21 protein-coding genes are annotated in these 24,822 nt (G+C 71.9%); 4 read left to right on the top strand and 17 right to left on the bottom strand.

Annotation, left to right across the window (positions count from 1 at the left end; genetic code table 11):
* Positions 1–167: 167 nt before the first annotated feature.
* The 14 genes from AB0J55_RS44565 to AB0J55_RS44500 all read right to left on the bottom strand — a co-directional run bounded on the left by AB0J55_RS44565 (position 168) and on the right by AB0J55_RS44500 (position 18,655).
* Entirely contained in the window at positions 168–356 is a 189-nt protein-coding gene (locus AB0J55_RS44565) for an acyl-CoA carboxylase epsilon subunit (protein WP_364263875.1), read from the bottom strand.
* Positions 357–367: 11 nt separating this feature from the next.
* Entirely contained in the window at positions 368–2,080 is a 1,713-nt protein-coding gene (locus AB0J55_RS44560; protein ID WP_364263872.1) for an acyl-CoA carboxylase subunit beta, read from the bottom strand.
* Positions 2,077–2,256: a DUF6222 family protein gene (locus AB0J55_RS44555; protein WP_364263869.1), complete on the bottom strand. Its 180-nt coding sequence runs from the start codon at positions 2,254–2,256 to the stop codon at positions 2,077–2,079. Before AB0J55_RS44555 ends, AB0J55_RS44560 begins: the two co-directional genes overlap by 4 nt.
* A 64-nt stretch (positions 2,257–2,320) precedes the next feature.
* Positions 2,321–2,896 (bottom strand): flavin reductase family protein, encoded by a 576-nt coding sequence (locus AB0J55_RS44550; RefSeq protein WP_364263866.1) that lies wholly within the window; start codon positions 2,894–2,896, stop codon positions 2,321–2,323.
* Position 2,897: 1 nt separating this feature from the next.
* Positions 2,898–3,350 (bottom strand): acyl-CoA thioesterase, encoded by a 453-nt coding sequence (locus tag AB0J55_RS44545; RefSeq protein WP_364263863.1) that lies wholly within the window; start codon positions 3,348–3,350, stop codon positions 2,898–2,900.
* A gap of 1 nt (position 3,351) precedes the next feature.
* Positions 3,352–9,177: a type I polyketide synthase gene (locus tag AB0J55_RS44540; RefSeq protein WP_364263860.1), complete on the bottom strand. Its 5,826-nt coding sequence runs from the start codon at positions 9,175–9,177 to the stop codon at positions 3,352–3,354.
* A gap of 210 nt (positions 9,178–9,387) precedes the next feature.
* Entirely contained in the window at positions 9,388–10,182 is a 795-nt protein-coding gene (locus AB0J55_RS44535; RefSeq protein WP_364263857.1) for a TIGR03084 family metal-binding protein, read from the bottom strand.
* 227 nt (positions 10,183–10,409) lie between these two features.
* Positions 10,410–12,062, bottom strand: a complete 1,653-nt coding sequence (locus AB0J55_RS44530; protein WP_364263854.1) for a GMC family oxidoreductase — start codon at positions 12,060–12,062, stop codon at positions 10,410–10,412.
* Positions 12,059–12,616 carry a DUF5987 family protein gene (locus AB0J55_RS44525; protein WP_364263851.1) on the bottom strand — a complete coding sequence of 186 codons (558 nt, stop codon included), beginning with the start codon at positions 12,614–12,616 and terminating at the stop codon, positions 12,059–12,061. Before AB0J55_RS44525 ends, AB0J55_RS44530 begins: the two co-directional genes overlap by 4 nt.
* Positions 12,617–12,654: 38 nt before the next feature.
* Positions 12,655–13,653 carry an enediyne biosynthesis protein gene (locus AB0J55_RS44520; RefSeq protein WP_364263848.1) on the bottom strand — a complete coding sequence of 333 codons (999 nt, stop codon included), beginning with the start codon at positions 13,651–13,653 and terminating at the stop codon, positions 12,655–12,657.
* Positions 13,654–13,657: 4 nt separating this feature from the next.
* On the bottom strand, positions 13,658–15,631 hold the full coding sequence (locus tag AB0J55_RS44515) for a CRTAC1 family protein (RefSeq protein WP_364263845.1): 1,974 nt from the start codon (positions 15,629–15,631) through the stop codon (positions 13,658–13,660).
* On the bottom strand, positions 15,628–16,590 hold the full coding sequence (locus AB0J55_RS44510) for a DUF1702 family protein (RefSeq protein WP_364263842.1): 963 nt from the start codon (positions 16,588–16,590) through the stop codon (positions 15,628–15,630). Before AB0J55_RS44510 ends, AB0J55_RS44515 begins: the two co-directional genes overlap by 4 nt.
* Before the next feature lie 132 nt (positions 16,591–16,722).
* Positions 16,723–17,718, bottom strand: a complete 996-nt coding sequence (locus AB0J55_RS44505) for a DUF1702 family protein (RefSeq protein WP_364263839.1) — start codon at positions 17,716–17,718, stop codon at positions 16,723–16,725.
* Positions 17,719–17,749: 31 nt separating this feature from the next.
* Positions 17,750–18,655, bottom strand: a complete 906-nt coding sequence (locus AB0J55_RS44500) for an AraC family transcriptional regulator (RefSeq protein ID WP_364263836.1) — start codon at positions 18,653–18,655, stop codon at positions 17,750–17,752.
* Between the two features lie 493 nt (positions 18,656–19,148).
* On the opposite strand from AB0J55_RS44500, the gene AB0J55_RS44495 reads away from it, so the two are divergent.
* Both AB0J55_RS44495 and AB0J55_RS44490 read left to right on the top strand, forming a co-directional pair.
* Positions 19,149–19,955 carry an AfsR/SARP family transcriptional regulator gene (locus AB0J55_RS44495; protein ID WP_364263833.1) on the top strand — a complete coding sequence of 269 codons (807 nt, stop codon included), beginning with the start codon at positions 19,149–19,151 and terminating at the stop codon, positions 19,953–19,955.
* Between the two features lie 69 nt (positions 19,956–20,024).
* Positions 20,025–20,723, top strand: a complete 699-nt coding sequence (locus AB0J55_RS44490) for a winged helix-turn-helix transcriptional regulator (protein ID WP_364263830.1) — start codon at positions 20,025–20,027, stop codon at positions 20,721–20,723.
* A 256-nt stretch (positions 20,724–20,979) separates the two neighbouring features.
* Here AB0J55_RS44490 and AB0J55_RS44485 read toward each other — a convergent pair whose 3' ends face one another.
* The gene (locus AB0J55_RS44485; RefSeq protein WP_364263827.1) at positions 20,980–22,218 is read right to left on the bottom strand and encodes a DUF6596 domain-containing protein; all 1,239 of its coding nucleotides are present in this window, start codon (positions 22,216–22,218) and stop codon (positions 20,980–20,982) included.
* Entirely contained in the window at positions 22,215–22,598 is a 384-nt protein-coding gene (locus tag AB0J55_RS44480) for a YciI family protein (RefSeq protein ID WP_364263824.1), read from the bottom strand. The genes AB0J55_RS44485 and AB0J55_RS44480 overlap by 4 nt, the downstream gene beginning before the upstream one ends.
* Before the next feature lie 146 nt (positions 22,599–22,744).
* Between AB0J55_RS44480 and AB0J55_RS44475 the strand changes: the two genes are divergently transcribed.
* A complete protein-coding gene (locus AB0J55_RS44475) occupies positions 22,745–23,407 on the top strand; it encodes a maleylpyruvate isomerase family mycothiol-dependent enzyme (RefSeq protein WP_364263821.1) in 663 nt (220 codons plus the stop codon).
* Positions 23,408–23,410: 3 nt separating this feature from the next.
* On the opposite strand, the gene AB0J55_RS44470 is transcribed toward AB0J55_RS44475, so the two are convergent.
* Positions 23,411–24,031: an L-threonylcarbamoyladenylate synthase gene (locus AB0J55_RS44470; RefSeq protein WP_364263818.1), complete on the bottom strand. Its 621-nt coding sequence runs from the start codon at positions 24,029–24,031 to the stop codon at positions 23,411–23,413.
* A gap of 143 nt (positions 24,032–24,174) precedes the next feature.
* Here AB0J55_RS44470 and AB0J55_RS44465 point away from each other — a divergent pair, with 143 nt between their 5' ends.
* Entirely contained in the window at positions 24,175–24,690 is a 516-nt protein-coding gene (locus AB0J55_RS44465) for a DUF899 family protein (RefSeq protein WP_364263815.1), read from the top strand.
* Positions 24,691–24,822 lie beyond the last annotated feature (132 nt).

Raw genomic sequence — 24,822 nt, 5'->3', positions numbered from 1 at the left:
CGGCGGGCTTTTTTTTCCATTGCCCCGCTCCCCCCCTTACACAACCCCCCCCCGGCCGTAGTCACAATCAGGCTTCGGGGTGGTGGGAGCCCAAAACAGTCAGCTTGCGTACCCAGACAGTCAGCTCGCGTACCCACAGGGTCGGACAGCGCACCCAGAGGGTCGGATCACCGCGGCAGAGCCGACCGCCGCCAAGCCCCGGGCCCATTCCCCCAGGCCTCCCCAGCCCAACCCGACCGCTCCGGCAGTGAAGGCCCCGAAGAACGACCGGCAAGCCCGGCAAGCACAGCAACCAGCGCCGCCAGGCTCACCTCGTCCGCCCCACCCCGGACAACCAGAACCAGTTCCTCACTCACCACAGCCCCCGTCAAATCGGCAGGTTGCCGTGTTTACGAGCCGGCCCGGGCTTCCGCTTCTCCCGCAGCATCGCCAGCCCGCGCGCAATCGCCGCCCGCGTATCGGCCGGATCGATGATGTCGTCGACCAGACCACGCTCAGCGGCGTACTGAGGGTTGAGGTACTCCTCCGTGTACTCCGCAACGAGCCGGGCACGCAACGCCGCCGGATCCGCCGAAGCCGCCAGCTCCCGCCGGTGCAGCACGTTCACCGCACCCTCGGCCCCCATCACGGCGATCTCGTTCGTCGGCCAGGCCAGCGACAGATCGCACCCGATGGACCGGGAGTCCATCACGATGTACGCGCCCCCGTAAGCCTTCCGCACGATCACCTGGATCCGGGGAACGGTCGCCTCACAGTAGGCGTGCAGCAGCTGCGCGCCCTGCCGGATGATCCCGCCCCGCTCCTGCTCGACCCCGGGCAGGAACCCGGGCACGTCGACCAGGCTGACGAGCGGAATCCCGAAGGCGTCGCAGAACCGCACGAACCGGGCGGCCTTCTGCGACGCCGGCCCGTCGAGCACCCCCGCGAACACCACCGGCTGGTTCCCGACGAGCCCGACGACCCGGCCGTCGACGCGGGCGAGCGCGCACAGCACGTTCCGGGCCCAGCCCGCGTGCAGCTCGAAGAACTCTTCGTCGTCGGCGATCTCCGCGAAGACGTCCCGCATGTCGTAGGGCTGGTTCGGTTCCGACGGCACGATTTCCGCCAGTTTCGGCCGGTAGTCCTCCGCCGCCCCGGTCGGGGCGGTCACCGGCGGCTGCTCGAGGTAGTTCGACGGCAGCAGGGAAATCAGGTGGCGCACGTCGGCGAGGCACTCCTGCTCGTCGTCGTGCACGACGGTGGCGACGCCGGAATGCGCCCCGTGCACGTCGGCCCCGCCGAGTTCCTCGTGGCTGACGCGCCGTCCGGTCACGGCCTCGACGACGTCGGGTCCGGTCAGGTACATCCGCGCCGTGTCGCGCACCATGAAGGTGAAGTCGGCCAGCGCCGGCGAGTAGGCGGCACCGCCGGCGCACGGCCCGAGGATCACGCTGATCTGCGGGATGACGCCGGACGCTTCGACCTGGCGGCGGAAGATGCCGCCGTAGCCGTCGAGGGCGAGCACGCCTTCCTGGATCCGCGCGCCGCCGCTGTCGTTCAGGGCGATCACCGGGGCGCCGTTCGCCACGGCGAGGTCGAGCACCTTCTGGATCTTCGCCGCGTGCGCCTCCCCCAGCGACCCGCCGAAGAGGGTGAAGTCCTGGGCGTAGACGAACACGCGGCGGCCGTCGATGGTGCCGGAGCCGGTGACGACGCCGTCGGTGTGCGGCCGGTTGGCGGCCAGCCCGGGCCCGGTGGCCTGGTGACGGCGGTACGGCTCGAGCTCCAGGAACGAGTCCTCGTCCAGCAGGAGCGCGAGCCGTTCCCGGGCGGTGAGCTTGCCCAGCGAATGCTGGCGCCGCACCGCGTCGAGCTTCCCGTCGACGATGTGCCCGCGCAGCTCCCGCCGCCGCTGCCGCAGCAACGGCATGCCGGGCCGCGGCGCGGGCGCGGCGTCGGCCGTGGCGAGCGCGATCACCTGGGCGTCGCCGGTTTCCGCGCCACGGCCGAGCCGGCGGCGCCCGGCGCGGATTCCGGGCGGGACGGGCACCACGTCCGTCTCGTCCGCGCGCTGGGCGCCGCTGTCGGAGGGACCGCTCACGCGGCATCCCTCAATCGCTCTTCGCGGTCGCGCTCGATCTCGGCGACGATGTCCGACCACACGATGCCCCGGCCGAGCCGCGGCATCGGGTGGGTGATCACCTCGGCCGGCGCTTCGGGAACGAGCCGCACCGGTGCCGCACCGGCCTCCGGGCGCCCTGCCTCACTGGCGGTCACGGGCAGACCTCCTCCATCAACGCGGTCCCGGCTCGTCCGGGACCGGCATCCTTGTGCGGTGTCTTCACGCCGCGCGGGCGCGGGCGTCCACGTTGTGGTAGCCACCGCCGTAGAAGACGAGCGCGTGCTCGCCGGTCCCCGAGCTGGCCGCGACCACCCGGCCGAGGAAGATCGAGTGGTCACCGCCCTGGACGACCTGCGCCACCTCGCACTCGAGCCAGGCCAGCGCGCCGGTCAGCAGCGGTGCCCCGGTCTGCGTGCCGAGCGTGCAGGCGACGTTGTCGAACTGGGCCATCCCGTCCGGCCGCCGCCAGTCGGCGAAGTACTTCGACAGGCCCTGCTGGTCCGACGCGAGGATGTTCACCGCGAACGAGCCGGCGGCGACGATCGACGCGTGCATCCGGGCCGCCTTCGACACGCAGCAGAGCACGAGCGGCGGGTCCAGCGACACCGACGTGAACGCGTTCGCCGTCATGGCGTGGGCGCCTTCGCCGCCGACGGTGAGGACCGTGACGCCCGTCGCGAAGCGGGACATCACCTGCCGCAGCGCCGGTTGCGGCGACAGGTCCCGCCGTCCCGGTGACTTCGGCAGCCGCTGCAGCGGCCGCCGTTCGACGGAGTTGCCTCCTGCCTGGGCCACTTCACGCTCCCTTGCCGTTGAGCACCGAAGCCACCGTGTACGGCCTCAGCGCCTCCAGCAGGGCCTCGGGCACCCGGGCCGGCGAGGTCGCGTTGTTCGGGCCGCGCATGCACGCGATCCGCTGCCGCCCGCGCGCCACCAGCCGCTCGCCGTCCGGGTGCAGGTGCACGTAGTCGAACGTGAACTGCAGCTGCGTCTGGGTCAGCTCCTCCAGGCGCATCCGGATGGACAGCTCGTCGAACCCGGTGATCTCGGCGAAGTACTCGCACTCCACGCGGAGCGTGTAGAGCTTGAGGTCGCCGCGGATGTCCTCCAGGACCGCCGGAGCCTTCTCCAGGAGGAACATCTCGCGGCAGCGCCCCTGCCACCGCACGTAGTTGACGTAGTAGACGTTGCCCACCATGTTGGTCTCTTCGAAGCCGACCGTGTGGCGGAGCTCGTAGTAGTCGGTCATCTCAGTTCCCCTCTGCCTGGAGCACGGCGAAGACCACGGGGTCCGGCCGGTCGTTGACCGTGGTCGACCAGGTCGCGATCAGGGCCCCGCCGCAGGCGAGCAGCGCCCAGCCGTCGGGCTCGACCCGGCGGACGGTCAGGGCCTGGGTCATCAGGCCGGTCTTGCGCACGCATTCCAGCGCGCTCCACACCCGGGTGTTGGCCACCGCGAGCGGCTCACCGGTGTCGGCGGCCAGCAGCCGGCCGACGGCGACGAGCTCTTCGCCCAGCAGCCCGGCCCAGTCCTCGTCGGTCCGCTCGATCGCGGTCTCGATGTCGCAGGTGAGCTGCCCGGTCCCGGTGACGGCCATGGTCAGCTGCGCCGTGTGGGACGCGGTCACCTCGACGCCGTCCGTTTCCGGCTTGCCGTCGGGGCGGTAGCGGATCTCGAGCTGCCGGTCGAGGCTCCGGCTCGCGGCCAGCGCCGTCTGGGCCCGCCGCTCGGCGATCCCTTCGGCCGGGCTGCCCACCGGGTCGGGCTCGACGACCACGGACCGCGTCCCGCCGAGCAGGCGCTCGCACGCACGCTCCACATAGGACCCGAGCATCGACGGGACCCACGGGCCCGCGCCGTCGCGCTTGCGGACCGCCCGCAGCATCAGGCCTTCCCAGCGTTCGACCAGGGTGCCGTCCGGGTTGCGGACGTCGAGGTCGTAGACGTAGCTGTCGTCGTCCTGGAACCGTTCGCGGGCGTCGAGCAGGACGTATTCGTCGTGCTGGGCACCCGGCTCGGCCAGGTACAGCTTCTCGATGCTCTGCGGCAGCAGGGTCGCGTCGGGGATGCAGCACTGGATCGCGTGCATCATCGCGTCGCGGGTCCCCGGGTCGGCGAGCAGCTGCTCCTGCGGCAGGAACGGCGCGAACCAGTTGACGTTCGCGGTGGTCGCGATCTCGGCGACGGCGTGCCGGGCACTGGCCCGCCGGTAGCCGACGACACGCTGGAACCGCTTGCCCTGGAACAGGACCGAGCCGTAGAGCTCGCTGATCGGCTCCACCGGGACCGGCGGCAGCGGGACGTCCCGCCGCACCGCTTCGCCGAGCTCCGCCGGGCGGGCGAAGTTCAGCCGGGCGCGGAAGTGGTCGGCGCTGAAGCCGGTCTCGTCGCTGCGGAGGACGACGTCGACGGTGTCGGCGTCCCGGGCCAGCGTGGCCAGCCGGATCGTCGTCGACCGGCCCGGCGAGACGATGATCGGCCGCAGGAACTCGACGTTCTCGAGCACCGGCGTCCCGCCGCGGCCGAGCGTGGCCGTCGCGGCCTGGGTCATCGCCTCCATGCCCAGCACGGCCGGGAAGAGCAGCTGGCCGTCGAGCAGGTGGTCGGCCAGGTACGGGTCGCTGCCCGCGGACAGCTCGGCTTCGGTGATCAGCTCGACGCCGGGGTAGTGCACGACCGCCCGGTCGATGAACCGGGTCAGCGGCAGCTCGCGCCGCTGGATCGGCAGCGTGGGCAGGCCGTTCATCCGGCCGCAGATCACCAGCACCGGCGGGGTGGCCGGGTCCGACAGCAGGCGGCGCAGGATGGCGATGCCGTCGTCGAGCGGGATCGGCGTGATGCCGTCGCGCTGCAGGGCGGTGACCACGCCGAGCTTCTCGCCCATGCCGGCCCCGGACCAGACCGACCACTCCAGCGCGATCGCCCGCGCCTGCGGGTACTCGCGGCCGAAGCGCAGGGTCGCCTCGGTCAGCCAGTCGTTCGCGGTGGAGTAGTGCGCCTCACCGCGCAGGCCGGCCCGGCCGATGATGCTGCCGAAGGTGACCAGCAGCTTGATCCGGTTCTTGTCGACCGCGTCGAGCACGGCGTTCAGGCCGCCGATCTTCGGCGCGAGCGTCTTGCGGAAGGTGTCCTCGGTCAGGCTGAACAACGCGGCCGGCTCGTTGCGGCCCGCGCCGTGCATCACCGCGGTGACCGGGCCGAGGTCGGCCTCCATCCGGGCCACCGCCTCGGCGACCTGCGCGGCGTTGGTGACGTCGGCCCGCTCGTAGCGGTACCGGACGCCGGCCGCTTCCATCCGGTCGAGGTTCTCGGCCAGTTCGGCGTCCTGCTCGGGGTCGCTGCGGCCGAGGAGGGCGAGCTTCGCCCCGGAGTCCTTCGCCAGCGCCAGCGCGCTTTCCGCGGTGATGCCCTTGCCGCCGCCGGTGACCAGCAGGACGTCGGTGCGGTCCAGGGTCTCCGGGATGGGACCGGCCGGCGCGGCCGGGAGCCCGACCAGGCGCGGCACCGTGCGGCCGCCTTCGCTGTCGTAGCGGGCTTCGGTGAAGTCCGTGGTCGCGGCGACCTCGGCGACCACCGCGGTCACCGCCGCCTCGATCGCCTCGGGCGCCGCCGGGGTCGGGTCGGCCAGGTCGACGATCGTGGTCTTCGCCGACGGGTCCTCCAGCCGCAGCGTCTTCGCCAGGCCGGAAGCGCCGTACCCGTGGTGCACGACGACGAACCGCGTGCCGTTGGGCGCGTTCAGCAGCGTCCGGGCCGCGTCGAGGAACAGCCCGACGTGGCTCGAGTCGCAGTCGGCGGGCAGGCACAGCAGCACGCCGTCGCCGACGCCGCTGTGGGCGAGCGCCGTCCGCAGCGGCTCGGCGAGCGGGTTCCGCGGCGTGGCGAAGACCTGCCACTCCGCCGAACCGGTGCCCTTGGTGAGGTCCGCGGCCGGGCGTGCCGCGGGCAGGTACTCGACCGCGAACGGGCGGACCCACGGCCCGATCCCGGGCGCCTCGCCCTTGCCGGCGTTGTCGTCCGGCTTCGCCGTCTGCGCCAGCTCGTCGATCATCTCGGCGAGCTCGCCGAGGCAGACCGTGGCGAAGTTCGGCATGCCCTCCAGGGCCGGCCGGCCCAGTGCGCGGGTGACGTCGTTGACCAGCTGGCCCACGGTGATCGACGACAGGTGCAGGTCGTCGAGCGGGTGGGTGTCGGCCGTGACGGACTCCAGCGGCAGCTCGACGCGCTCGGCGGCGAGCTTGCGGAGCAGGTCGAGGGTGCTGCCGCTGTCGGCCGTCGCGTCGGCCTCGGCTTCGGTGGCCTGGGCCCGCTCGGCGGCCAGCTCGGCGGCGAGGTCGGCGTCGATCGCCGGCGCGGCCTCACACGGGCTGGCCAGGAACCGGAACACGCCGTCGGCGGGCAGCTCGCGGACCACGCGGCCGGCGAACAGCCGCTCCGCGGTGACCGGCGCGCCCAGCGCGAACGCCGCGCCCAGCACCCGCAGCACCCCGGACAGGGACGCGTTGTCCGTGTCCAGCGCGAGCACCGGCGTGCCCGGCGCGATCTCCTCGAACAACCCGGTGAGCACCCGGCCGGGGCCGACCTCGATCACCAGGTCGCTGCGCTCGGCGACCTTCGCCGCCGCTTCGCGGAACCGGACCGGCAGCACGATCTGGTCGCGCAGCAGCTCCGGCAGGTTCTCCGCGGCGTGCAGCACGTCACCGGTCACGGTGGAGACGACCGGGCGCTCGAGCCGCGCGAAGGCGAACTCGCCGAGGCGCTCGATCATCGCGGTCGCCGCCGGCTCGACCTCCGGGGAGTGGAACGCGTGCGACACCTTGATCCGGCCCGCACTGACCCCCTGGGCCTTCGCCCGGTCGACCACCCGGTCGACCGACGCGGCCGGCCCGGAGATCACCGTCTGCTGCGGCGCGTTGTAGCCGGCGATGACGACGTCCGAGCCCAGCCCGAGCTCTTCGGTCCGGCCGGGCGAGGCCGCGATGCTGGCCATCGCGCCGGTGCCGGGGCCGACCTCGGTCGCCATCACCTTGCCGCGGATCTTCGCCAGCTTCAGCACGTCCCGCTCGCCGACCGCGCCCGCCCAGTGCAGGGCGGTCAGTTCGCCGAGGCTGTGCCCGGTGGCCGCGTCGGCTTCGATGCCGAACGCGCGCAGCACGCGCAGCCCGGCCAGCGAGCCGGTGACGATCCGCGGCTGGGCCACCTCGGTGGCGACCTGGTCGCCGGTGACCGGCAAGCCCGCGGCGTCGTGGATCTCGGCGGCCGCGGCGAACCGGCGGCGCAGCGCGCTGTCCCCGCCGCGGCCGGAACCCTGGCCGGGGAACAGGAACCCGATCTTCGGCGCGGACGGCCGCGAGCTGGCGAAGATGCCGTCGGCGGCGTCGAAGACGGAGGGGCCGTCTTCGAGCAGTTCGAGCAGCCGGGTCAGCTTCCGCTCGGCCTGCTCGGGGTTCGCCGCGACGACCGCGGCCCGGACCGCCCTGCCCGCCAGCTCCCCGGCCAGCGAGCCGGCCAGGTCGGTCAGCTCGGCGAAGGACAGCTTGGGCACCAGCTCCAGCAGCGCGACGATCCGGCCGCGCAGGGTGGCGACGTCGTCGGCGTCGAGCAGCAGCAGCTCGGCGTCCTGGCGGCCGGCGACGAGGGTGCGGGAGCGCTCGTCGAGGTCCGCGCGGCGCGCCGCGTTGGGCGCCTCGGCCACCGTGACGTGCGAGTTGATCCCGCCGAAGCCCATCGCGGACACGCCGGCGCGCACCGGCTGGTCCGACGGCCACAGCGTGGCCTCGCGCGGCACGTACATCCGGGCGGAGTCGCCGGTCAACGACTCGTGCGGGACGAAGTGCCCGGTGGCCGGCGGGATGACCTGGTGGTAGACCGACAGCGTGGCCTTGATCAGCCCGGCGACGCCGGCCGCGGCCTTCGTGTGCCCGATGTTGCCCTTGATCGTGGACAGCGCGGCCGGCTTGGCCAGCGGGTCCGCCTCCCGGCGCGCGGTCGACAGCGCTTCGATCTCGGTGGCGTCGCCGAGCGCGGTGCCGGTGCCGTGGCCCTCGAAGTAGGACACGGTCTCGACGCCGTAGCCCGCGCGGGTGTAGGCGCGCTTCAGGGCGAGCTGGTGACCGGCGGCTTCCGGCCGCGTGATGCCGCCCTTGCCGTCGGAGGAGATGCCCCAGCCGGCGACGGTGGCGTAGATCCGCTTGCCCTGCTCGATCGCGTCGGCCTCGCGCATCAGGACGAGCATGCCCGAGCCTTCGCCCGGCCAGAAGCCGTTCGAGTCGGCGTCGTAGACCTTCATCTCGCGTTTGGCCAGCGCCCCGGTCTTCGCGAAGCCGATCACCTCGAACGGGTCGATCGACAGGTCGACACCGCCGGCGATGGCGACGTCGAGGTCGCCCTGGGCCAGCGCGTTCGCGGCGCTGACCACCGACAGCAGCGAGGACGAGCAGGCGCCGTCCACGGTGTAGCCGCCACCGGCGAAGTCGAAGTAGTTGCAGACCCGCCCGGCGATGGTGTTCGCGAGGCCGCCGGCGAGGGTGTCCTCGTTGATCTCCGGGAACGGCTCCTTGTACTGGACCTCGAGGTCGCGCAGGAAGGCCGCGGTCTCGTCGTCGGCCCAGCCGCGCTCGGCCAGCGCCGCGGCGACCGTGCGCCGGACGTAGGGCCAGCGCAGCCGCAGGACGTTGGCGCGGGAGAACTCGCCGGTCAGGCTGTTGCCGATGACCACGCCGGTGGCCGTCTTCGGCGCGCCGTCGCCCTCGGGGTACCCGGCGTCGGCGAGCGCCTGCTGGGCCACTTCGAGGGCCAGCCAGTGCGTCGTGTCGGTGGCCCGGAAGGTGCTGCCGGCGACCTTGTGGGCGACGCGGTCGAACTCGTAGTCGCGCAGCACCGCCGCGTTCTGGGCGTAGAACCGGTCCGGCGCCTTCGGGTCGGCCGAGTAGTAGTCCGCCCGGTTCATCCGCTCGTCGGGCAGGCGCCGGAAGGCCCGGCGACCGGCCAGCACGTTCTCCCAGAGCTCCTCCGGGGAACTTGCGTCCGGATACCGGAGGCCGATACCCACGATCGAAATCCGCTCACCGCTCATGCCAACGCACTCCCACTGGCTCATATGTCTTTCGGGGGTTCCGGGTGGCGGGGCCCCCGGCCCGGGGCGGAGCCCCGGATATCGCGGCCTCAGTAACCCGATCCGGTTCCAGCATGGCTGCGCCTGCCGGTCAAGTCTTCTTTCTCCATGCCCGCGGACACCTTGTCCGCACGCAGCGACAACTCACGTTCCACAATGGACAGAAGCCGGTCAGTCGGCGAACTGCCCCGGCTGCCGGCCCTCGCCGGCCGGTCCGCGGTAGGCCTGCGCGATGTCGAGCCACGCGTCGGCCAGCGCGCCCTCGGCCCGCAGGTCGAGGTCGTCGCGGTGCCGCCGCCGGGTGACCAGCAGGCAGAAGTCCTCGGCGCTGCCGGTGATCCGCTCCGGCGAGTCCTCCGGCCCGAAGGTCCAGACCGCCCCGGACGGGCCGGTGATCTCGAACCGGAACTCGGTCTCCGGCGGCGTCAGCCCGTGTGCTTCGTAGCCGAAGTCCCGGACGCGCACGGCGAAGCCGACGAGGTGGGCCAGCCGGTCGGTGCGCTCCGGGCGCACGCCGAGCGCGTCGGCGATGTCCTGGCCGTGCCCGAACAGCTCCATCATCCCGGCGCAGGCGAGGACGTACGGCGGCAGCGGCCGCACCAGCCACGGCACGAGCTGGTCGCCCGGAACCGCGGCGAGCGCCTTGATGGCCTGGTCGCGATCGGCGCGCCACTTCGTCAGCAGCACCTCGGCCGGGTCGTGCTCGAACTCCTTCAGCGCCGCGTTCACGGCCACGTCGAGCCCGCCGGTGAGCGACTTCGTCATCGCGACGAAGGTCTCCGGCTGGGCCGCGGCCAGCCCGGCGATGCGGAGGATGAACGTGAGGTGCGCGATCTGCTCCCGGACCCGCCAGCCCGGCGCCGGGGTCGGCGTCTCCCATTGCGCCTCGGTGAGGCCGGCCACGAGCTCGTCGACCACGGCGGCCTCGGCGGTCAAGTCGGCGATCACGCCCGTCGTGTCAGTCACCTGTGCCGTCCTCTCGAACCTCGGATGTTCTGGTCTGGGCCCGCGGTGGCCGCGGGGCGGGGGTACCGCCACCGCGGCCACCGGGGGACGGCGGATCGGGGCCGCCGGAGCGACGGCCATACCCGGACTCGGGGTCGGTTGTCCCGGGGCTGCGAAGTCCCGGCGCCCGATCTGCCTTCCGGTCGTCACGTGCCGCGACGGCCGGAGTTCTGCACTTGCCTGGTGGTTCAGCTGCCGGCCACGAGGTCCAGTTTGGACACCGCGCGGCGGCCGGTGATGGACCCGTCGGGGGCCGGGGCGCCGTACTTGACGTCGACCCCGCGCTCCTGCAGCGCCCGGACGATGCCGGGCACGGCCCGCTCGGCCAGCGCGGCGATCGTCATGGCCGGGTTCACCGTCAGCGCCCCCGGCACCGACGCGCTGTCGGTGACGAAGATGCCCGCGTGGTCGCGCAGCTCGTGGCTGGGGTGCAGGGCCGAGGTCGCCGGGTCGTCCCCGATCCGGCAGGACGCCAGCGGGTGCACGGTGTACGCGCCGACGACGTCGTTGGTCCACGGCGCGACCTTCGCCAGGCCGTCCTTCTCGATGATGGCCTTGCAGTCCGCGTCCGCCAGCGCCCAGCCGCGCAGGGTGTTCGCCGTCGGCTCGTAGCGCAGCGGCCCGCGGCCGAGCATCTGCTGGGAGATGCGGTAGGCGTTGCCGGTCGGCGGCGGGGTGCCGAACACGCCCTCGTTGTCGTCCTCGGTCATCAGGAAGATCGTCAGCCAGTTCGACCACTGCTCGAGGATCTGCTTCTTCTCCGCGCCGAACCACCGCGGCTCCTCGCCGCCGGGGGCCTGGGCGAGGATCGTGCCGAGCCCGGGCGGGAAGTACAGCTGCTCCAGCGAGTACCGCTCGTACTCCGGCAGCGAGCCGTCGAGCTTGTCCCAGTTGGCCACCGTCGGGCCCTTGCCGATGTGGTTGGCCGCGTAGACGGCACCGTCCTCACGGGACAGTCCGAGCACCTCGCGCACCCGGTCCTCGTCGATGATGGCGGTGTTCAGCCGCTCGCCGTTGCCGGAGAAGTACCGGCCGACGCCGTGCGGCATCGTGCCCAGCGCCGCCTCGGAGCGCTGCAGGATCACCGGCGTCGCGCCGGCACCGGCGGCGATGATCACGATCTTCGCCTCGATGACGCCGGAGCCGGTGTGGATGCGGTAGTCCTCTTCGTCGATCAGGTCGAAGTGGACGCGGTAGCCGCCGTCCTCGGTGCGCTCCAGCCGTTCCACCTCGTGCAGCGGCCGGATCTGCGCGCCGTGCGCCAGCGCGGCCGGGAGGTAGTTGGTCAGCATCGACCGCTTCGCGTCGAAGCGGCAGCCCGCCATCTGGAAGTTGCAGTTGGTGCACCGGTCGTTGTCGACGGCCACCGGGGCCGGGTTCGCCGTGCGGCCCGAGTGGTTGCAGGCCGCGGCCCACAGCCCACCCGCGTACGAGACGTCGTTCCAGTCCTGTTTGGACACCGGGATCGACTCGTCCACCCGGTCGTACCACGGCTCGAGGGAGTCCCGGCTGATCTCCGCCGGCCACATCCGGCGGCCGATGCTGCCGTGGCGGTCGAAGACGAACTTCGGCGCCCGCGGCATCGCGGCGAAGTACACCACGCTGCCGCCGCCGACGCAGTTGCCGCCGAGCACGCTCATGCCCTCGCCGGCGACGAAGTCGAACACCCGGGTGTAGGACGAGCCCAGCAGGTAGTCGTGTTCGAAGTCCTCCGCGGCCAGCCACGGCCCGCGTTCGAGCACGACCACCTTGGCGCCGCCCGCGGCGAGGTGGTACGCCGGGATCGAACCGCCGAAGCCGCTGCCGACGATGACGACGTCGGTCTTCTCGATGGCACTCATGCCGGGCTCCCCGAAGGTGTGGTGTCGGGATGGAGGTCGGCCAGCTTGCGGCCGTAGGAGAACTTCGGGAACCGCCACAGCCCGTCGGCGTCCGGGAGCCGGTAGCCGAGCGCGATCAGCCCGGGGTGCCCGTTCTCCAGCGCCTCCTTGGTGTGCCGGTGCGGGGCGGTGTCGAAGGCCATGTTGCAGAACAGGGCCAGGCTGACCCAGCCCTCCTTCTCCGGGTGCCCCGGCTTGGTCAGCCGGGTCACCAGGGCCCGCCGGTGCTCGTACGGCAACGCGACGAACGGCGGGAGGTCGGTATCGAGCGCCAGCTCGACCTCCCCCGCGTAGGACTTCGCGTGGTCGTTCAGCGACTGCACCAGGTAGGGCAGGCCGGCGGTGATGCCGGTGGCATCGTAGTTGAGCAGTTCGAGCGCACCCGCCGCCACCGCGCCGGGCCCCGGTGCGGCACCCGCCACGGCCCGGTCCTCCGGGTACCGCTTCTCCCCCGGCACGATCGTGTCGGCGTACGCCTCCAGGGTCAGCACCTGGACCTCTTCTTCGCTTGCCACCGGCCTATCTCCTCACCAGACTGTTGAACGCGGAGCGGTCACGCCGCCAGGGGCTTTTCGTCGCCGGCCGGCGCCGGCGGCGCCGCGGCGAGCTGCACCTTCTGCGCCGCCTGCTCGGCCTCGAACTTGATCCGCGCCTTGTTCGAGAAGTGCAGGCCCCACAGGTACATCCCGCGGATCAGGCACACCGAAGCGGTGGCGAAGAACAGCCCGTAGGCGATGTGCGCGGCCGTGAAGAACCCGTACATCATCGCGATCCCGGCCCCGAAGGCGAACTGCGAAACCGGCTTCGACGGCGACGTGCCCGGGTCGGTCACCATGTAGTTCGTGTAGAGCACGAACGCGATCCCGGTGCCCATCGCCAGCGCGCCCGGGATGGACGTGCCGAAGAGCGCACCGCGCAGGAACGCCTGGACGACGAAGAACGACAGCCAGCCGAAGATCAGCCACATCCGGCCGGTCAGCAGCGAGTTGAGCACCGTGCCCGAGACCAGGATGACCGCCACGATCAGCCAGCCGATCCAGGTGTCGACCTTCTCCGAGAAGTGGTACGGCGGCGTCATGTTGACCCACGGGAACACCAGCAGCATGATCGTGATGCCGAAGTTCGACGGGTTCATGTAGTGCCGCAGCCGGCCGTACACCGGCGCCTGCAGCACCCATTTCGCGCCGACCGCGACGACCACGCCGAAGATCATCGCCCAGATGTGGTCGTTGACGTAGGTCAGCATGTTCAGCGCCAGGCCGCTGATGTGCGCCGGGAACAGGAACTCCACCAGGCCACGGAACCCGTTGCCGCGGAACCGCACCTCGCGGTGGGTGACCCGGGCGTTGATGACCTCCAGCAGGATCTCCGTGGTGTACGCGACCGCCACGGCGACGAACGGGTACAGCCACGGCTGCTCGAAGCCGAGCACGGTGTAGCCGAGGATGTTGAAGATCGTGATCGAGATGGCGAAGCGGCGCAGGGCCGTGATGACCTTGTTGGTCCGCTTCGGCGGGGCAGTGTCCACTTTGGTCGTTATGGGCGTCGCCATGACGTCACATCTCTTCCTTCGCCTGGGTACCGAGCTGGTACATGTGGCAGCCCGGTGCGAGCTTCAGGTCCTGCGAGCGCAGCTGCCCGGTGCGGTCCCGCCACTGCAGGTGCACCGCCAGCGGGCCGGAGACGTTCTCGCCCAGCCCGATCTGGACGTCGAAGCTGCGGCGGCCGGAGTGCCCGCTGCTGCCGTCGACGCGGCCGACGTACTTCTTGCCGTCCGCGGTGGTCACCGTGACCTCGGCGCCGATCGCGGGCGACCCGGCCGAGGGCAGCGGGCCCGGTGCCACGGGGGCGTCGGTGCTCAGCTTCAGCTGCAGGAACTTGCCGGTCTTCGGGCTGTCGTTGTGGTAGAAGATCGGCTGCTCCCACTGCCGCGCGACGGCGAACTCGGGCAGGCCGTCCCCGTCCGCGTCGCCGACGCCGATGCCGCGGGTGGGCACCGGGACGGCCAGGCCGAGCTTCGGCGCGAGGTCGACGTAGGTGCCGTCCGAGCGCTTCACGAAGAAGTGCAGCGTCTGGTCGCCGGCGAGGTCGTCGCCGGGCCGGGCGTTCGGCCACCAGAACGGGTTGGACGTCATGCCGTCGTTGGCCACGGCCAGTTCCTGCAGCTGCGGCCAGCGGTTGACCTGGCCCTTGATGAACCCGGTCGCCTGGGCGATCTGGACGTCACCGCTGTTGTTGAAGTCCTCGATCTTGGGGTCCCAGCCCCAGCCCGACCACGCCGTGCGCGTGTCGCCGCTCTCGTCGTGGAACGGGGCCACGCCGTCCTTCAGCTGGTTGCGCAGGTCCGTGAGGTCCTTGGCGGTGTTGACGAACTGGAGGTTCGACTCCTCGACACCCCACGACGTCGTGATGTTGCTGACGAAGATGTCGTAGAGCCCGTCGTGGTTGAAGTCGCCGAAGTCGACGCCCATGCCCTTGAACGAGTCGTTGCCGAGCACCTTCGACTTCGGTTCGGTGACCCCGCGGACCCCGGTGACCTCACCGAAGGCCACGTGCCCCGGCGTCGACTTGTTGTAGAGCAGGTGGTCGTGCCCGAAGTCGTTGGCGATGTAGAGCTCGGGCAGGCCGTCGGCGTCGATGTCGGTGGCGCTGGCACCCAGCGTCCAGCCGGAGCGGTCGTCGGCCGGGATCGCGTCCGAGGCGTCGGTGAACGACGCGGTCGGGTTCGTGCCCGCGGTGGCGCCGGTGAGGCGGTAGAGGTACTTGCCGCCGCCGTTCTTCGCGTGCGACATCGACTGGTTCATCGTGATGCCGCCGTCGGCGTTCGGGTCCAGGACCTTGCTGTCCGGGAAGTAGTTGCCGACGAAGACGTCCACGTGCCCGTCGCCGTCGAAGTCGCCGATGGTGGCCGCGTTGCTGTTCCACAGCGGGCCGTTGTACTTGCCGTCGGCGCCGCGCTTGTCGCCCGGCACGAGCTCGACCGGCTGGTAGGCCGCGGGGGCGAGCTTGGTGGCGCCGGCCTTCTGCAGGAACACCACCGGGGTGCGGCCCCAGTAGTAGACCAGGACGTCCATCCGGCCGTCTTCGTTGAAGTCACCGGGGATGCAGCCCATCGGGGCCATGTACTGCCACGTCGGCAGCGGCGCCGGGTCGAGGGCGAACGGGGCGTAGCGCTCCTGGCCCTTGCCCGGCGTCGGCGTGACGACGACCTGGTCGCTGCGCGGGTCGACCAGGCACAGGTCGTTGGCCAGGCCGTCACCGTCGAGGTCGTTCATCGCGATCGCGGCGCCGGTCGAGGACATCCAGGCCGAGATGTGCTCGTACTGCTTGTTCAGCGTCCGGACGTACTGCGACTTCGCCGCCGCCGGCAGCGCGATCGTCATCGGGGTGAACTGGAACTTGCCTGCCAGCTGGTCCTGCTCGGCGGCCGAGACGCTCGGCAGGCGCGCGACGAAGAACAACGTCAGCACCAGCGCGATCGCCACGATGCCCGCGAGCTGCCGACGCAGCCAGCGTGTGGTCGCGGTCATTGGTTCACTCCTCCATGGGTCAGCACTTCGCCGGCGATCCGCTGCCGCCAGGCTTCGAATGCCGGGACCTCGCCGTCGACGACCTCCGCCGGGCGCACTTCCTGGGTGATCGCCGCCGCGCGCGCGGCGGGCAGCCCGCAGATCGCCCGCGTGGCGACCTCGGTCTGGGGGATCAGCACGCCGCCGCGCACCCGGGCGTCGGCCGCGAAGGCGCTGCCCTGGGCGAGCTGCCCGCGGTGTTGGCCCGCGCGCTCGGCGAGCTCGACCAGCTCGGCCTCGTCGACCCCGCACGCGTACGTCGACGCGAGTCCGACACCCGCGTACAGGTCACCGTGGCGGGACGGCGCGAACCCGGCGATCGTCTTCGTCACCAGGTCGACGTCGGTGCCGCAGATGAACCACAGCGCGCGGCCGATGCCCTGGTCCATGGCCCGCAGCGAGTAGCCGCTGTACCGCTTGTCCGGCCACGGGAAGCCCGGCTCCTGGTACTGCTGCCGCACGTACTTCCCGGTCTTGAAGTACGCCTGGTGGAAGCCGTAGCCGTCGAGCACCAGCCAGCGCAGCAGCGGGTCGAACCGGTCCGCCTTGGGCCAGGCGAACCGCGGCAGCCGCGCCATCGCCCAGCCGACGCCGACCAGGATGATGTAGTGCTGGCTCGTCCCGCCGGGGCCGGCCACGAAGTCGTCGATGTGCCGCCGGCCGCCGAACGGCAGGCCGTCGAGCATCGCGTAGCCCATTCCCGCGCCTTCGTAGGCGAATCCGCGGAACTGTTCCGGAATGCGACCCAGCCATTCCTCGCACTGGGCGGGGGTCCGCGCTTCCACGGCGTGTGCGTAGCCGAGCAGGAACTTCTCCCCCACCGTTTCCAGCAATTGCTGAGCCTGCGGGCTCTTCTTGTGGAAACCACGCTTGTCCAGCGACGTCTCGGAGACGTCCGGTGTCAGGATGCGGCGCCTCAACGCACGCCAACCGTCGCCCAACGCACTTCCCCCTTACGGGTCGCATATTCCTTGGCCGAATGGTTCCACGGTCACAGATTCCGCACCGGCAGCTCTACTCCACGTTTGCCGCCGGGCCGCGGACCTGCCGGTTCAGCTCGCCAGGCGGCGGGCGCCGGGCCGGAATTCCGCCCGGATCCGCTCCCGCCAGACCTCGTACAGCGGCAGTGATCCGTCGTCGCCGCCGGCGGCCTCGGTCCGGTCGGAGATGTTCCGCAGCTGCTGCACGGACAGGCCGGTGAGCACCTCGGCCGCGAGATGCGTGTGCGCAGGCACGTAGGCGGCGTAGGTGCGGGCCTTGACCGCGAAGACCACGCCCAGGGCGAGCTGGTCGTAGTACTCGCCCGCCGCGCGCCGCAGGATCGCCAGGCCGCGCTGGTCGGCGCCGCCGGCGAACGTCGAGGCGAGCCCGATGCCGCTCCACAGGTCCGCCCGGCGGTGTTCGGCGAACCGCCCCGCCGCGGCGGCCGCGGCGGCCGGGTTCCCGCCGTGGATGAACCAGAGCGCCCGGCCGACGCCCTGATCGAAGGCGCGGGCGAAGTACTCGGGCCGGCCTTCCCAGGGGTAGGGCACCGGCTCGGCCTGCTTGCCGACCCACTTTTCGGTGTCGAAGTAGGCCCGGTCGAACCCGTAGCCGTCGACGGCGAGCCAGCTCATCGTCGGGTGGTAGGCCACCCCGGTCAGCTCCGGCAGGATGTTCTTCCACAGTGGCCGCGGCAGCCGCGCCATCGCGAAGCCGATCCCGATGTAGGTCAGGAAGATGTACGGGCGCGCCGGCCCCTCCAGGAGGGCACGCGTGCGGTCGCGGCCGCCGCCGGGCATCGCGTCGAGGACGGTGTAGCCCATCGTCGCGCCCTCGTAGGCGAACCCGCGCTGCTCCGGCTCGATCAGCGCGAGCCGGCGCTCGACCTCCCACAGCGACGCGCCTTCGACCGCCCACTCGAACCCGCAGATGACCGCCTGCGGCACCGCCTCCAGCCGGGCCGTCGCGTCGGTGTGGGTGACCGGGAACCCGCGTTCGGCGAAACCGACGGACGCGAGCGATGGTGCGAGAAAACGCTTGCGCAGAACTCCGATTACCGTGGACATCGTGGTCTTGGTCCCTTGTTCGGAGGGCGGGTCAGGCGACGGCGCGCAGGTGCGGCCGGGCCGCGGCGAGCATGCGCTGGGTGAACGGCGACTGCTTCGACGCGAGCGTGATCGCGATCGGGGCGTCGGTCGGGGCCGGCGCGCGCAGCGCGATCCGGGTGGCCGACCGGCCGTGCGGTGCCACGTGCACGGTGGAATAGGCGATCGAAAACCGCGGCCCCGCGGCGCCCGGCTGGTGCTGCGCGACCGCGATCGCGGTCCACTGGCCTGCCGGGGCGCCGTGGATGGTCAGCTCGCCCGAGTTCATGTTCGCCATGCCGGTGAAGGCGACCGGGCCGCACTGCGGCACCGGGTCGGCGAACAGCCCGACCAGCGTGTCCGCGGGAGCCGCGCCGCCGGGCAGGTCCAGCTGGATGGCCAGCTCACCGGTGCCCGCCTGCAGCGAGGCGCAGTTGCGGCCGGCCGCGCGCAGCGTCCGCAGCGGCGGCAGCCGCCGCAGCGTCGGGGAGATCGCCACGAGCAGCTCGGCGACCTGCGGTTCCCGGTACTGCGTCGGCGTCATCCCGACCGCCCGCGAGAACCGGCTGGTGAACGTGCCGACACTGCTGTAGCCGACGCTGCACACGATGTCGGAGACGTTCAGCGACGTCGTCAGCAGCAGCCGCTTCGCCTCGAACAGGCGCACGGCGGTGAGGAACCGGCCGGGCGTCACCCCGGTGGCGTCGGCGAACATCCGGGAGAAGTGGAACCGGCTGACGAACACTTCGGACGCCAGGTCGGCGAGCGTGATCGGTTCGAAGTACCGCTCCCGGATCGACGAAATGGCCTGCAGCACCGCGGGGCGGACCGACTTGTCCACTCTCTCGAGCGCCGGCTCGCGGGCTTGAGCGTCGAACTCGCTGCCGTGTCCGACAGCTGCAACAGAGCGCAACATCATCAGTCCAACCTCTAATCCCCTGGTGGTGGTTCTCCTTCTCCTCGTGCCAGGGAAGACGCCGTATCTCGGAGATCGATTGACGAGCGATGGAGGCCGTCCGTGATCGGGTTCACTCGTTTGCGGGACACCCGGTCGCGGGCGGGCGCTCTGCCCGGACCCGGACGTGCGGAACGCCCGGGTGCGGCGTGCCGGACGCCCACGGCCATGATCGGCAGCGGTCCCGCGGGACGCGCGTTTGGTCCGATCCGGGGAGGCTCCGGCCCGGCGAGCGTCGGGTTCCTCCAGATGGCGGCGGGTGCGCCGCGCACCCCCGGAACCTGCGGAACGCATGCGCGGGCAGGCCGAACGCACGCCGGGTCCGGTGGGCGGTTCACTGGCCGCCGGGTCGGCGCTCTGTCACATTCGGATAGAAGCCCGGAGTTCGGCCGTCCACCGACCCGCGCGGCATGACCTGGGGAGCGCGAGGACGCCTTGACGATGCTGGAGGCCAGCCATGTACTCCGAACAGCAGCGAACCGACGAGCCGGCCGACGGCGGCGTCCACTTCAGCGTGCTGGGGCCGCTGGAAGTGCTGCGCGACGGCGTCGACTACGCCCCGAGCGCACCGAAGGTGCTGGCGTTGCTCGCCGTGCTCGTGATGCGTCCGGGCAAGATGGTACACATCGACACCCTGATCCGGGAGCTGTGGTCGGACAACCCGCCCCGCACCGTCCGGACCACTTTGCACACCTACGTCTACCACCTCCGCCGCTGCATCCAGCAGAACGAGCTCGCGGAGGACGCGGAAAAACTGCTGGTCACCAAGCAGTCCGGCTACACCTTCAACATCGATCCGTCCCAAGTGGACATCCACCGGTTCGTGCGGCTGCAGCAGACCGGCTACGAGCGCCAGGCCGCCGGCGACCACGCCGGTGCCGCCGACGCCTGCCGCGCGGCGCTCGACCTGTGGTCCGGGCCGCCGCTGGCGAACATCCACTGTGGACCGGTGCTGTCGGCGTACCGCACCGAGCTGCTCGAACTGCGGCGCAGCGTGCTGCACCTGCGGATCGAAGCGGAGATCGTCAGCGGGCGGCACCGCGAGCTGATCGGCGAGCTGCGGTCGCTGACCACCGGCAGCCCGCTGGACGAAGCCCTGCACGGGCAGCTGATGCGGGCGCTGGGCCGCAGCGGGCGGCGGTCCGACGCGATGGCCGTCTACCGCAGGCTCCGCACCCGGCTGGCCGGCGAGCTGGGCGTCGAACCCTGTGACGACCTGCAGTCCCTGCACCGAGAGCTGATTTCCGAGGGCGACCACCGGTGAGCCGCCCCGACACGTCCCCGGCTCCCGCCGGGTGCGTCGCATCGCCCGAGAAGAAGTGAGGAACGTTCGATGCCCACTCCGCACACCCGTGCCTACGGCCAGTTCTGCGGCGTCGCCCGCGCGCTCGAGCTCATCGGCGAGCGCTGGTCGCTGCTGATCATCCGTGACCTGGTGCTCGGCGCCAAGCGGTACGACGAGTTGCAGGCCGGCCTGCCGAAGATCCCGCCGTCCATCCTGTCCGCCCGGCTCAACGACCTGGAGGCGACCGGCGTGATCCGCCGCCGCGTCCGCGCCGAGCTCGACGCGGGCCTGGTCTACGAGCTGACCCAGTACGGCAGCGAGCTCGACCACGTCGTGCTCGACCTCGGCCTCTGGGGCGCCCGCTCGCTGAGCCAGCCGGCCGCCGACGACGTGGTCACTCTGGACGCGGCGATCCTGTCCCTGTACACGACCTTCCGCCCGGAGACCGCCGAAGGCGTGCAGATCACCTTCGAGATCCGCTACGACGACCGCATGACGGTGCACGCCCTCGTCGAGGACGGCGCGGTCAAGGTCGGCGAGGGCGGCTTCCCCGGAGCCGACCTGGTCATCCGGACCGGCCACAGCGCGGCCCTGCTGGACCTGATGAGCGGCCAGCTCACCGCGGCGGCGGCGGTCCGTTCGGGCAAGCTGTCGATCGAAGGCGAGGCGGCGGACCTGGAGGTGTTCGCGCAGCTGTTCCACGTCCCGGCGGCCCCGGAGCCGGCGAGCGGCATCGCGGTCCACTGACCCACAGCCGGGCCTGCTCGTCCGGCAGGCCCGGCACCCGAGCGGTCGACTCACGTGATCGCACGCTCAACTCACGTGATCGGGCAGTCAACTCACGTGATCGGACGGTCGACACGGCTCCGCGGCAACCAGGATCGGCGTGTCGACCCTCCAGACACGCGTGTCGACCCTCCAGACACGCGAGCCGACCCTCCAGACACGCGTGTCGACCGTCTGGGTGCGCCAGTTTGCGTGAGCGGGGGATGCCGGACCTCCGTCAGGACGGCGGCAGCTCCGCGTCGACCCGCGCCGCCCGCGCTTCGAGGTACCGCCGCTCCGGGCCGCTCTCCGTGCGCTTCGCCGCCTTCAGGTAGTGCTCGCGCGCGTCCGCCGGGCGGCCCGCGCGTTCCAGCAGGTGCGCCCGGACCGCGTCCACCCGCCGGGCGACGTCCAGCTTGGCGTCGATGCCGTCCAGCACCGCGAGCCCGGCGTCGGGGCCCGCCACCTGGGCGAGCGCCACGGCCAGGTTCATCGTCACCACCGGGCCCGGCATGAGCTCGCCCAGCACGCCGTACAGCTCGACGATCTGCGGCCAGTCGGTCTCGTCCGTGCCGGGTGCCTCGTCGTGCAGCGCCGCGATCGCCGCCTGGACCTGGTACGGCCCCACCGGGCCGCGGCCCAGCGTCGCGCGCACCAGCGTGACGCCTTCGGCGATCATCGCCGCGTCCCAGCGGGCGCGGTCCTGCTCCGGCAGCGGCACCAGCTCGCCGTCGGGGCCGGTGCGGGCCGCCCGGCGGGCGTCGGTCAGGAGCATCAGCGCCAGCAGGCCCGCGACCTCGCCTTCGCCGGGGATCAGCGCGTGCACCGCCCTGGTCAGCCGGATCGCCTCGGTGGCCAGCTCGACGCGCAGCAGGTTCTCCCCCGACGTCGCCGTGTACCCCTCGTTGAAGATCAGGTACAGCACCTGGAGCACCACCTGCAGCCGCGCCGGGAAGTCGGACGGCGACGGCTCGCTGAAGGTCGACCCCGCCGCGGCGATGCGCTCCTTCGCGCGGGTGATGCGCCGCGTCATGGTCGCCTCGGGGACCAGGAAGGCGCTCGCGATCTGCGCCGTGGTCAGGCCGCCCACCGCACGCAGGGTCAGCGCGACCTGCGAAGGCGGCGAAACGGCCGGGTGGCAGCACAGGAACAGCAGTGACAGCGTGTCGTCCTCGGTGGCGGGCTGCTCCTCGCCGGGGCCGGCGACGACGGTCACCGGCTCCCGCACGGCGACCGACTCCTCACGCCGCCGCCGGGCGCTCTCGCTGCGCCAGTGGTCGGTGAGCCGCCGGGTCGCGACCGTGATCAGCCAGCTGCGCGGGTTGTCCGGGACGCCTTCGGCCGGCCACTGCTCGCTCGCCGCGAGCAGCGCCTCCTGGACGGCGTCCTCGCACGCGTCGAACTGGCCGTACCGGCGGACCAGCACGCCCAGCACCTGCGGCACGAGCGGCCGCAGCACCTCGGCGACGCCGGTCACGCCATGGTGACTTCGGATTCGGCGTCGGCGAAGAAGACCACCTCGCGGACCTCGATGCCGAGCCCTTCGACGGCGGCGTCCGGGATCATCCCCGCGAGCTCGACGGCGCGCTCCTTGCTCGCGCACTCCACGAGGTAGTAGCCGGCCAGGAACTCCTTGGACTCCAGGAACGGCCCGTCGGTGACGGCGGGCAGCCCGCCGCGCACGCGCACGACGCTGCTGTCGGCGACCGCGCCGAGCGCCTGGGTGCTGATCATCTCGCCGGATTCCCGGATGGTGCGGATGAACTCCTGGTGCCCGGTCATGATGCCGTTCATGTCCTCCTCCGACAGCTTCGCCATCACGTCGGGGTTCAGGTACATCGCCAGCAGGTACTTCACGTCCGGGCTCCCTTCAGCCACCCTCGCCACGTCCGTGGCCGAACATAGCCGACCACCCCGCAACCGCGGAGTGGAGCCGCCGCGAGGCGCCCTGCCAGGCTGGTTCCGGGCAGTCCCGGTTGCCCGGACCAGGAGGTTGGGCGCCGATGGCCGACGTGTTCACGGACCTGCAGACCGAGACCGAGGCGCTGGCCGAGCTGGCCGAGCGGCACGGGTCCGGCCCCGGCCCGGACCTCACCGGCTACTTCGCCCGGCTGACGTCGACCGCGCGGCTGGTCCGGCTCAGCGTCGAGCACCCGGCGGCGTTCGGCGTCACCCCGCAGATCTCCTACGACTCCCTCGACGAGGCGATCGTGAGCTGGCTGATCGAGCAGCGCAAGGCGACCGCCCTGCTCGCCTCGGCCCCACCGGTCCCGGAGCTGCCGTGGAGCGACGGCCCGCTGCGCCCGTCGGTCCTCGCCGCGGCGGTGCTGACCGAGCTGTTCGCCTGCGGCCAGGACATCGCGGACGCGGTCGGCGTCCGCCTGCGCCGCGACGACTCGATCGGCCACGTCGCGTACTACGGCATCCGCACCCGCGACCGCGTCTACCACCGGCACCAGGAGACCCCGCCGGGCCAGTTCCGCTTCGAGCTGCGGGCGCCGTCGGGCGAGCTCTGGTCGTTCGGGCCCGAGGACGCCCGCGACCGCATCACCGGCCCGGCCGAGGACTTCTGCCTGCTGGTGACCGGCCGCCGGTTCGCGGAGGACCTGTCGCTGGCGTTCAGCGGCGGGCACACCGCCGAATGGCTGGAGTTGCTGGAGCGCTGACGCCTACTCGAACGGCGCCGGATCCCCCGCCCCGACGCGCAGGATTTCCGCCTCGCCCGACGAGAAGTCCACGACCGTCGTCGGTTCCACCCCGCAGTCGCCCGAGTCGAGCACCGCCTCCAGCACGTTGTCCAGCTCTTCCTTGATCTCCCAGCCCTGCGTCATCGGCTCGCCCTCGCCCGGCAGCAGCAACGTGCTCGACAGCAGCGGTTCGCCCAGCTCCGCCAGCAGCGCCTGGGTCACGCGGTGGTCGGGGATGCGCACGCCGACCGTCTTCTTCTTCTCGTGCATCAGCCGCCGCGGCACCTCCTTGGTGGCGGGCAGGATGAACGTGTAACTGCCCGGGGTCGCCGCCTTGATCGCGCGGAACACCGCGTTGTCGATGTGGACGAACTGGCCCAGCTGGGCGAAGTCCTGGCAGACCAGCGTGAAGTGGTGCCGGTGGTCGAGCTTGCGGATGGCGCGGATGCGGTCGAGCCCGTCACGGTTGCCCGGACGGCACCCGAGCGCGAAGCACGAGTCGGTCGGGTACGCGATCAGCCCGTCGTTCCGGAGGATCTCGACGACCTGGCCGAGGGCCCGCTTCTGGGGGTTCTCCGGGTGCAGGTCGAAATAGCGTGCCATGGGTCGAGCCTAGGGTCGCCCGTCCGGTGCGGCACGGCGGGCCCCGCGCGTCTCCCATCTTGCCGAACCCGGACCGAACGCTGGGCCTGCCGGCCGGGGGCGGCCCACAATCCGCAGTGGACCACAGCCAGGGAGGGCCAGTGATGACGGAGCTGACCGTGCCGGAACTCGACAGCCCCCGTGTCGTCGCCGGGGCGAGGTACCTCTTCGAAGGCCCGCGCGGCCGGGTCTCGCTGACCGACCTGTTCCTCGGGCATCCGCGGCTCGCCGTGCACCACCCGATGGCCGACCACAGCGGACCCGCGGACGTCGTCCCGACCGCGGAGGTCACCGCCGCGCTGCACGACCCGGGCCTGCGGCTGGTGCTCGTCTCCCGCGCGCCCTACGCCAAGCTCGCGCAGTACTGGCGGCACCTCGGCTGGAACGTCGCCGCGTACTCGGCCGCCGGCACCGCGTTCACCGACGAGTTCCCGGCGACCCGGCACGTGCCCGGCGCCGCGGGCGGCGACTCCTGGGACGACGACGAGTCCGGGCTCAGCTTCTTCCGGCTGGTGGCCGGTTCCGTGCTGCACACCGGCTCGGTCGCGGTGCCGCGCCTGGACTTCCTCGGCCTGCTCGCGAACACCCGCGGGCTCCCGCCCACACCGGACCCGCACTGACCCGATCGGACGCGGCCAGGCCGCACCGCACCGTCCGATCGCGCGTTTTCGCACCGTTTCCGGTGTGCTCACTTGAGTTATGATCAGCCGTCAGCACGCACACACAGCGCCGGGACCCGGGCGGCCCGGCCG

The organism is Amycolatopsis sp. NPDC049688, assembly GCF_040674975.1.
GTDB lineage: Bacteria > Actinomycetota > Actinomycetes > Mycobacteriales > Pseudonocardiaceae > Amycolatopsis.
The sequence above is the reverse complement of the archived record's forward strand: the minus strand, read 5'-3'. Positions and strand labels throughout refer to the sequence as shown.

Coding starts and splice junctions, on each gene's coding strand:
- AB0J55_RS44545 (WP_364263863.1), bottom strand. CDS start 3,350: ATGACCGACTACTACGAGCTCCGCCACACGGTCGGCTTCGAAGAGACC.
- AB0J55_RS44540 (WP_364263860.1), bottom strand. CDS start 9,177: ATGAGCGGTGAGCGGATTTCGATCGTGGGTATCGGCCTCCGGTATCCG.
- AB0J55_RS44530 (WP_364263854.1), bottom strand. CDS start 12,062: ATGAGTGCCATCGAGAAGACCGACGTCGTCATCGTCGGCAGCGGCTTC.
- AB0J55_RS44520 (WP_364263848.1), bottom strand. CDS start 13,653: ATGGCGACGCCCATAACGACCAAAGTGGACACTGCCCCGCCGAAGCGG.
- AB0J55_RS44515 (WP_364263845.1), bottom strand. CDS start 15,631: ATGACCGCGACCACACGCTGGCTGCGTCGGCAGCTCGCGGGCATCGTG.
- AB0J55_RS44505 (WP_364263839.1), bottom strand. CDS start 17,718: ATGTCCACGGTAATCGGAGTTCTGCGCAAGCGTTTTCTCGCACCATCG.
- AB0J55_RS44500 (WP_364263836.1), bottom strand. CDS start 18,655: ATGATGTTGCGCTCTGTTGCAGCTGTCGGACACGGCAGCGAGTTCGAC.
- AB0J55_RS44495 (WP_364263833.1), top strand. CDS start 19,149: ATGTACTCCGAACAGCAGCGAACCGACGAGCCGGCCGACGGCGGCGTC.
- AB0J55_RS44490 (WP_364263830.1), top strand. CDS start 20,025: ATGCCCACTCCGCACACCCGTGCCTACGGCCAGTTCTGCGGCGTCGCC.
- AB0J55_RS44475 (WP_364263821.1), top strand. CDS start 22,745: ATGGCCGACGTGTTCACGGACCTGCAGACCGAGACCGAGGCGCTGGCC.
- AB0J55_RS44470 (WP_364263818.1), bottom strand. CDS start 24,031: ATGGCACGCTATTTCGACCTGCACCCGGAGAACCCCCAGAAGCGGGCC.
- AB0J55_RS44465 (WP_364263815.1), top strand. CDS start 24,175: ATGACGGAGCTGACCGTGCCGGAACTCGACAGCCCCCGTGTCGTCGCC.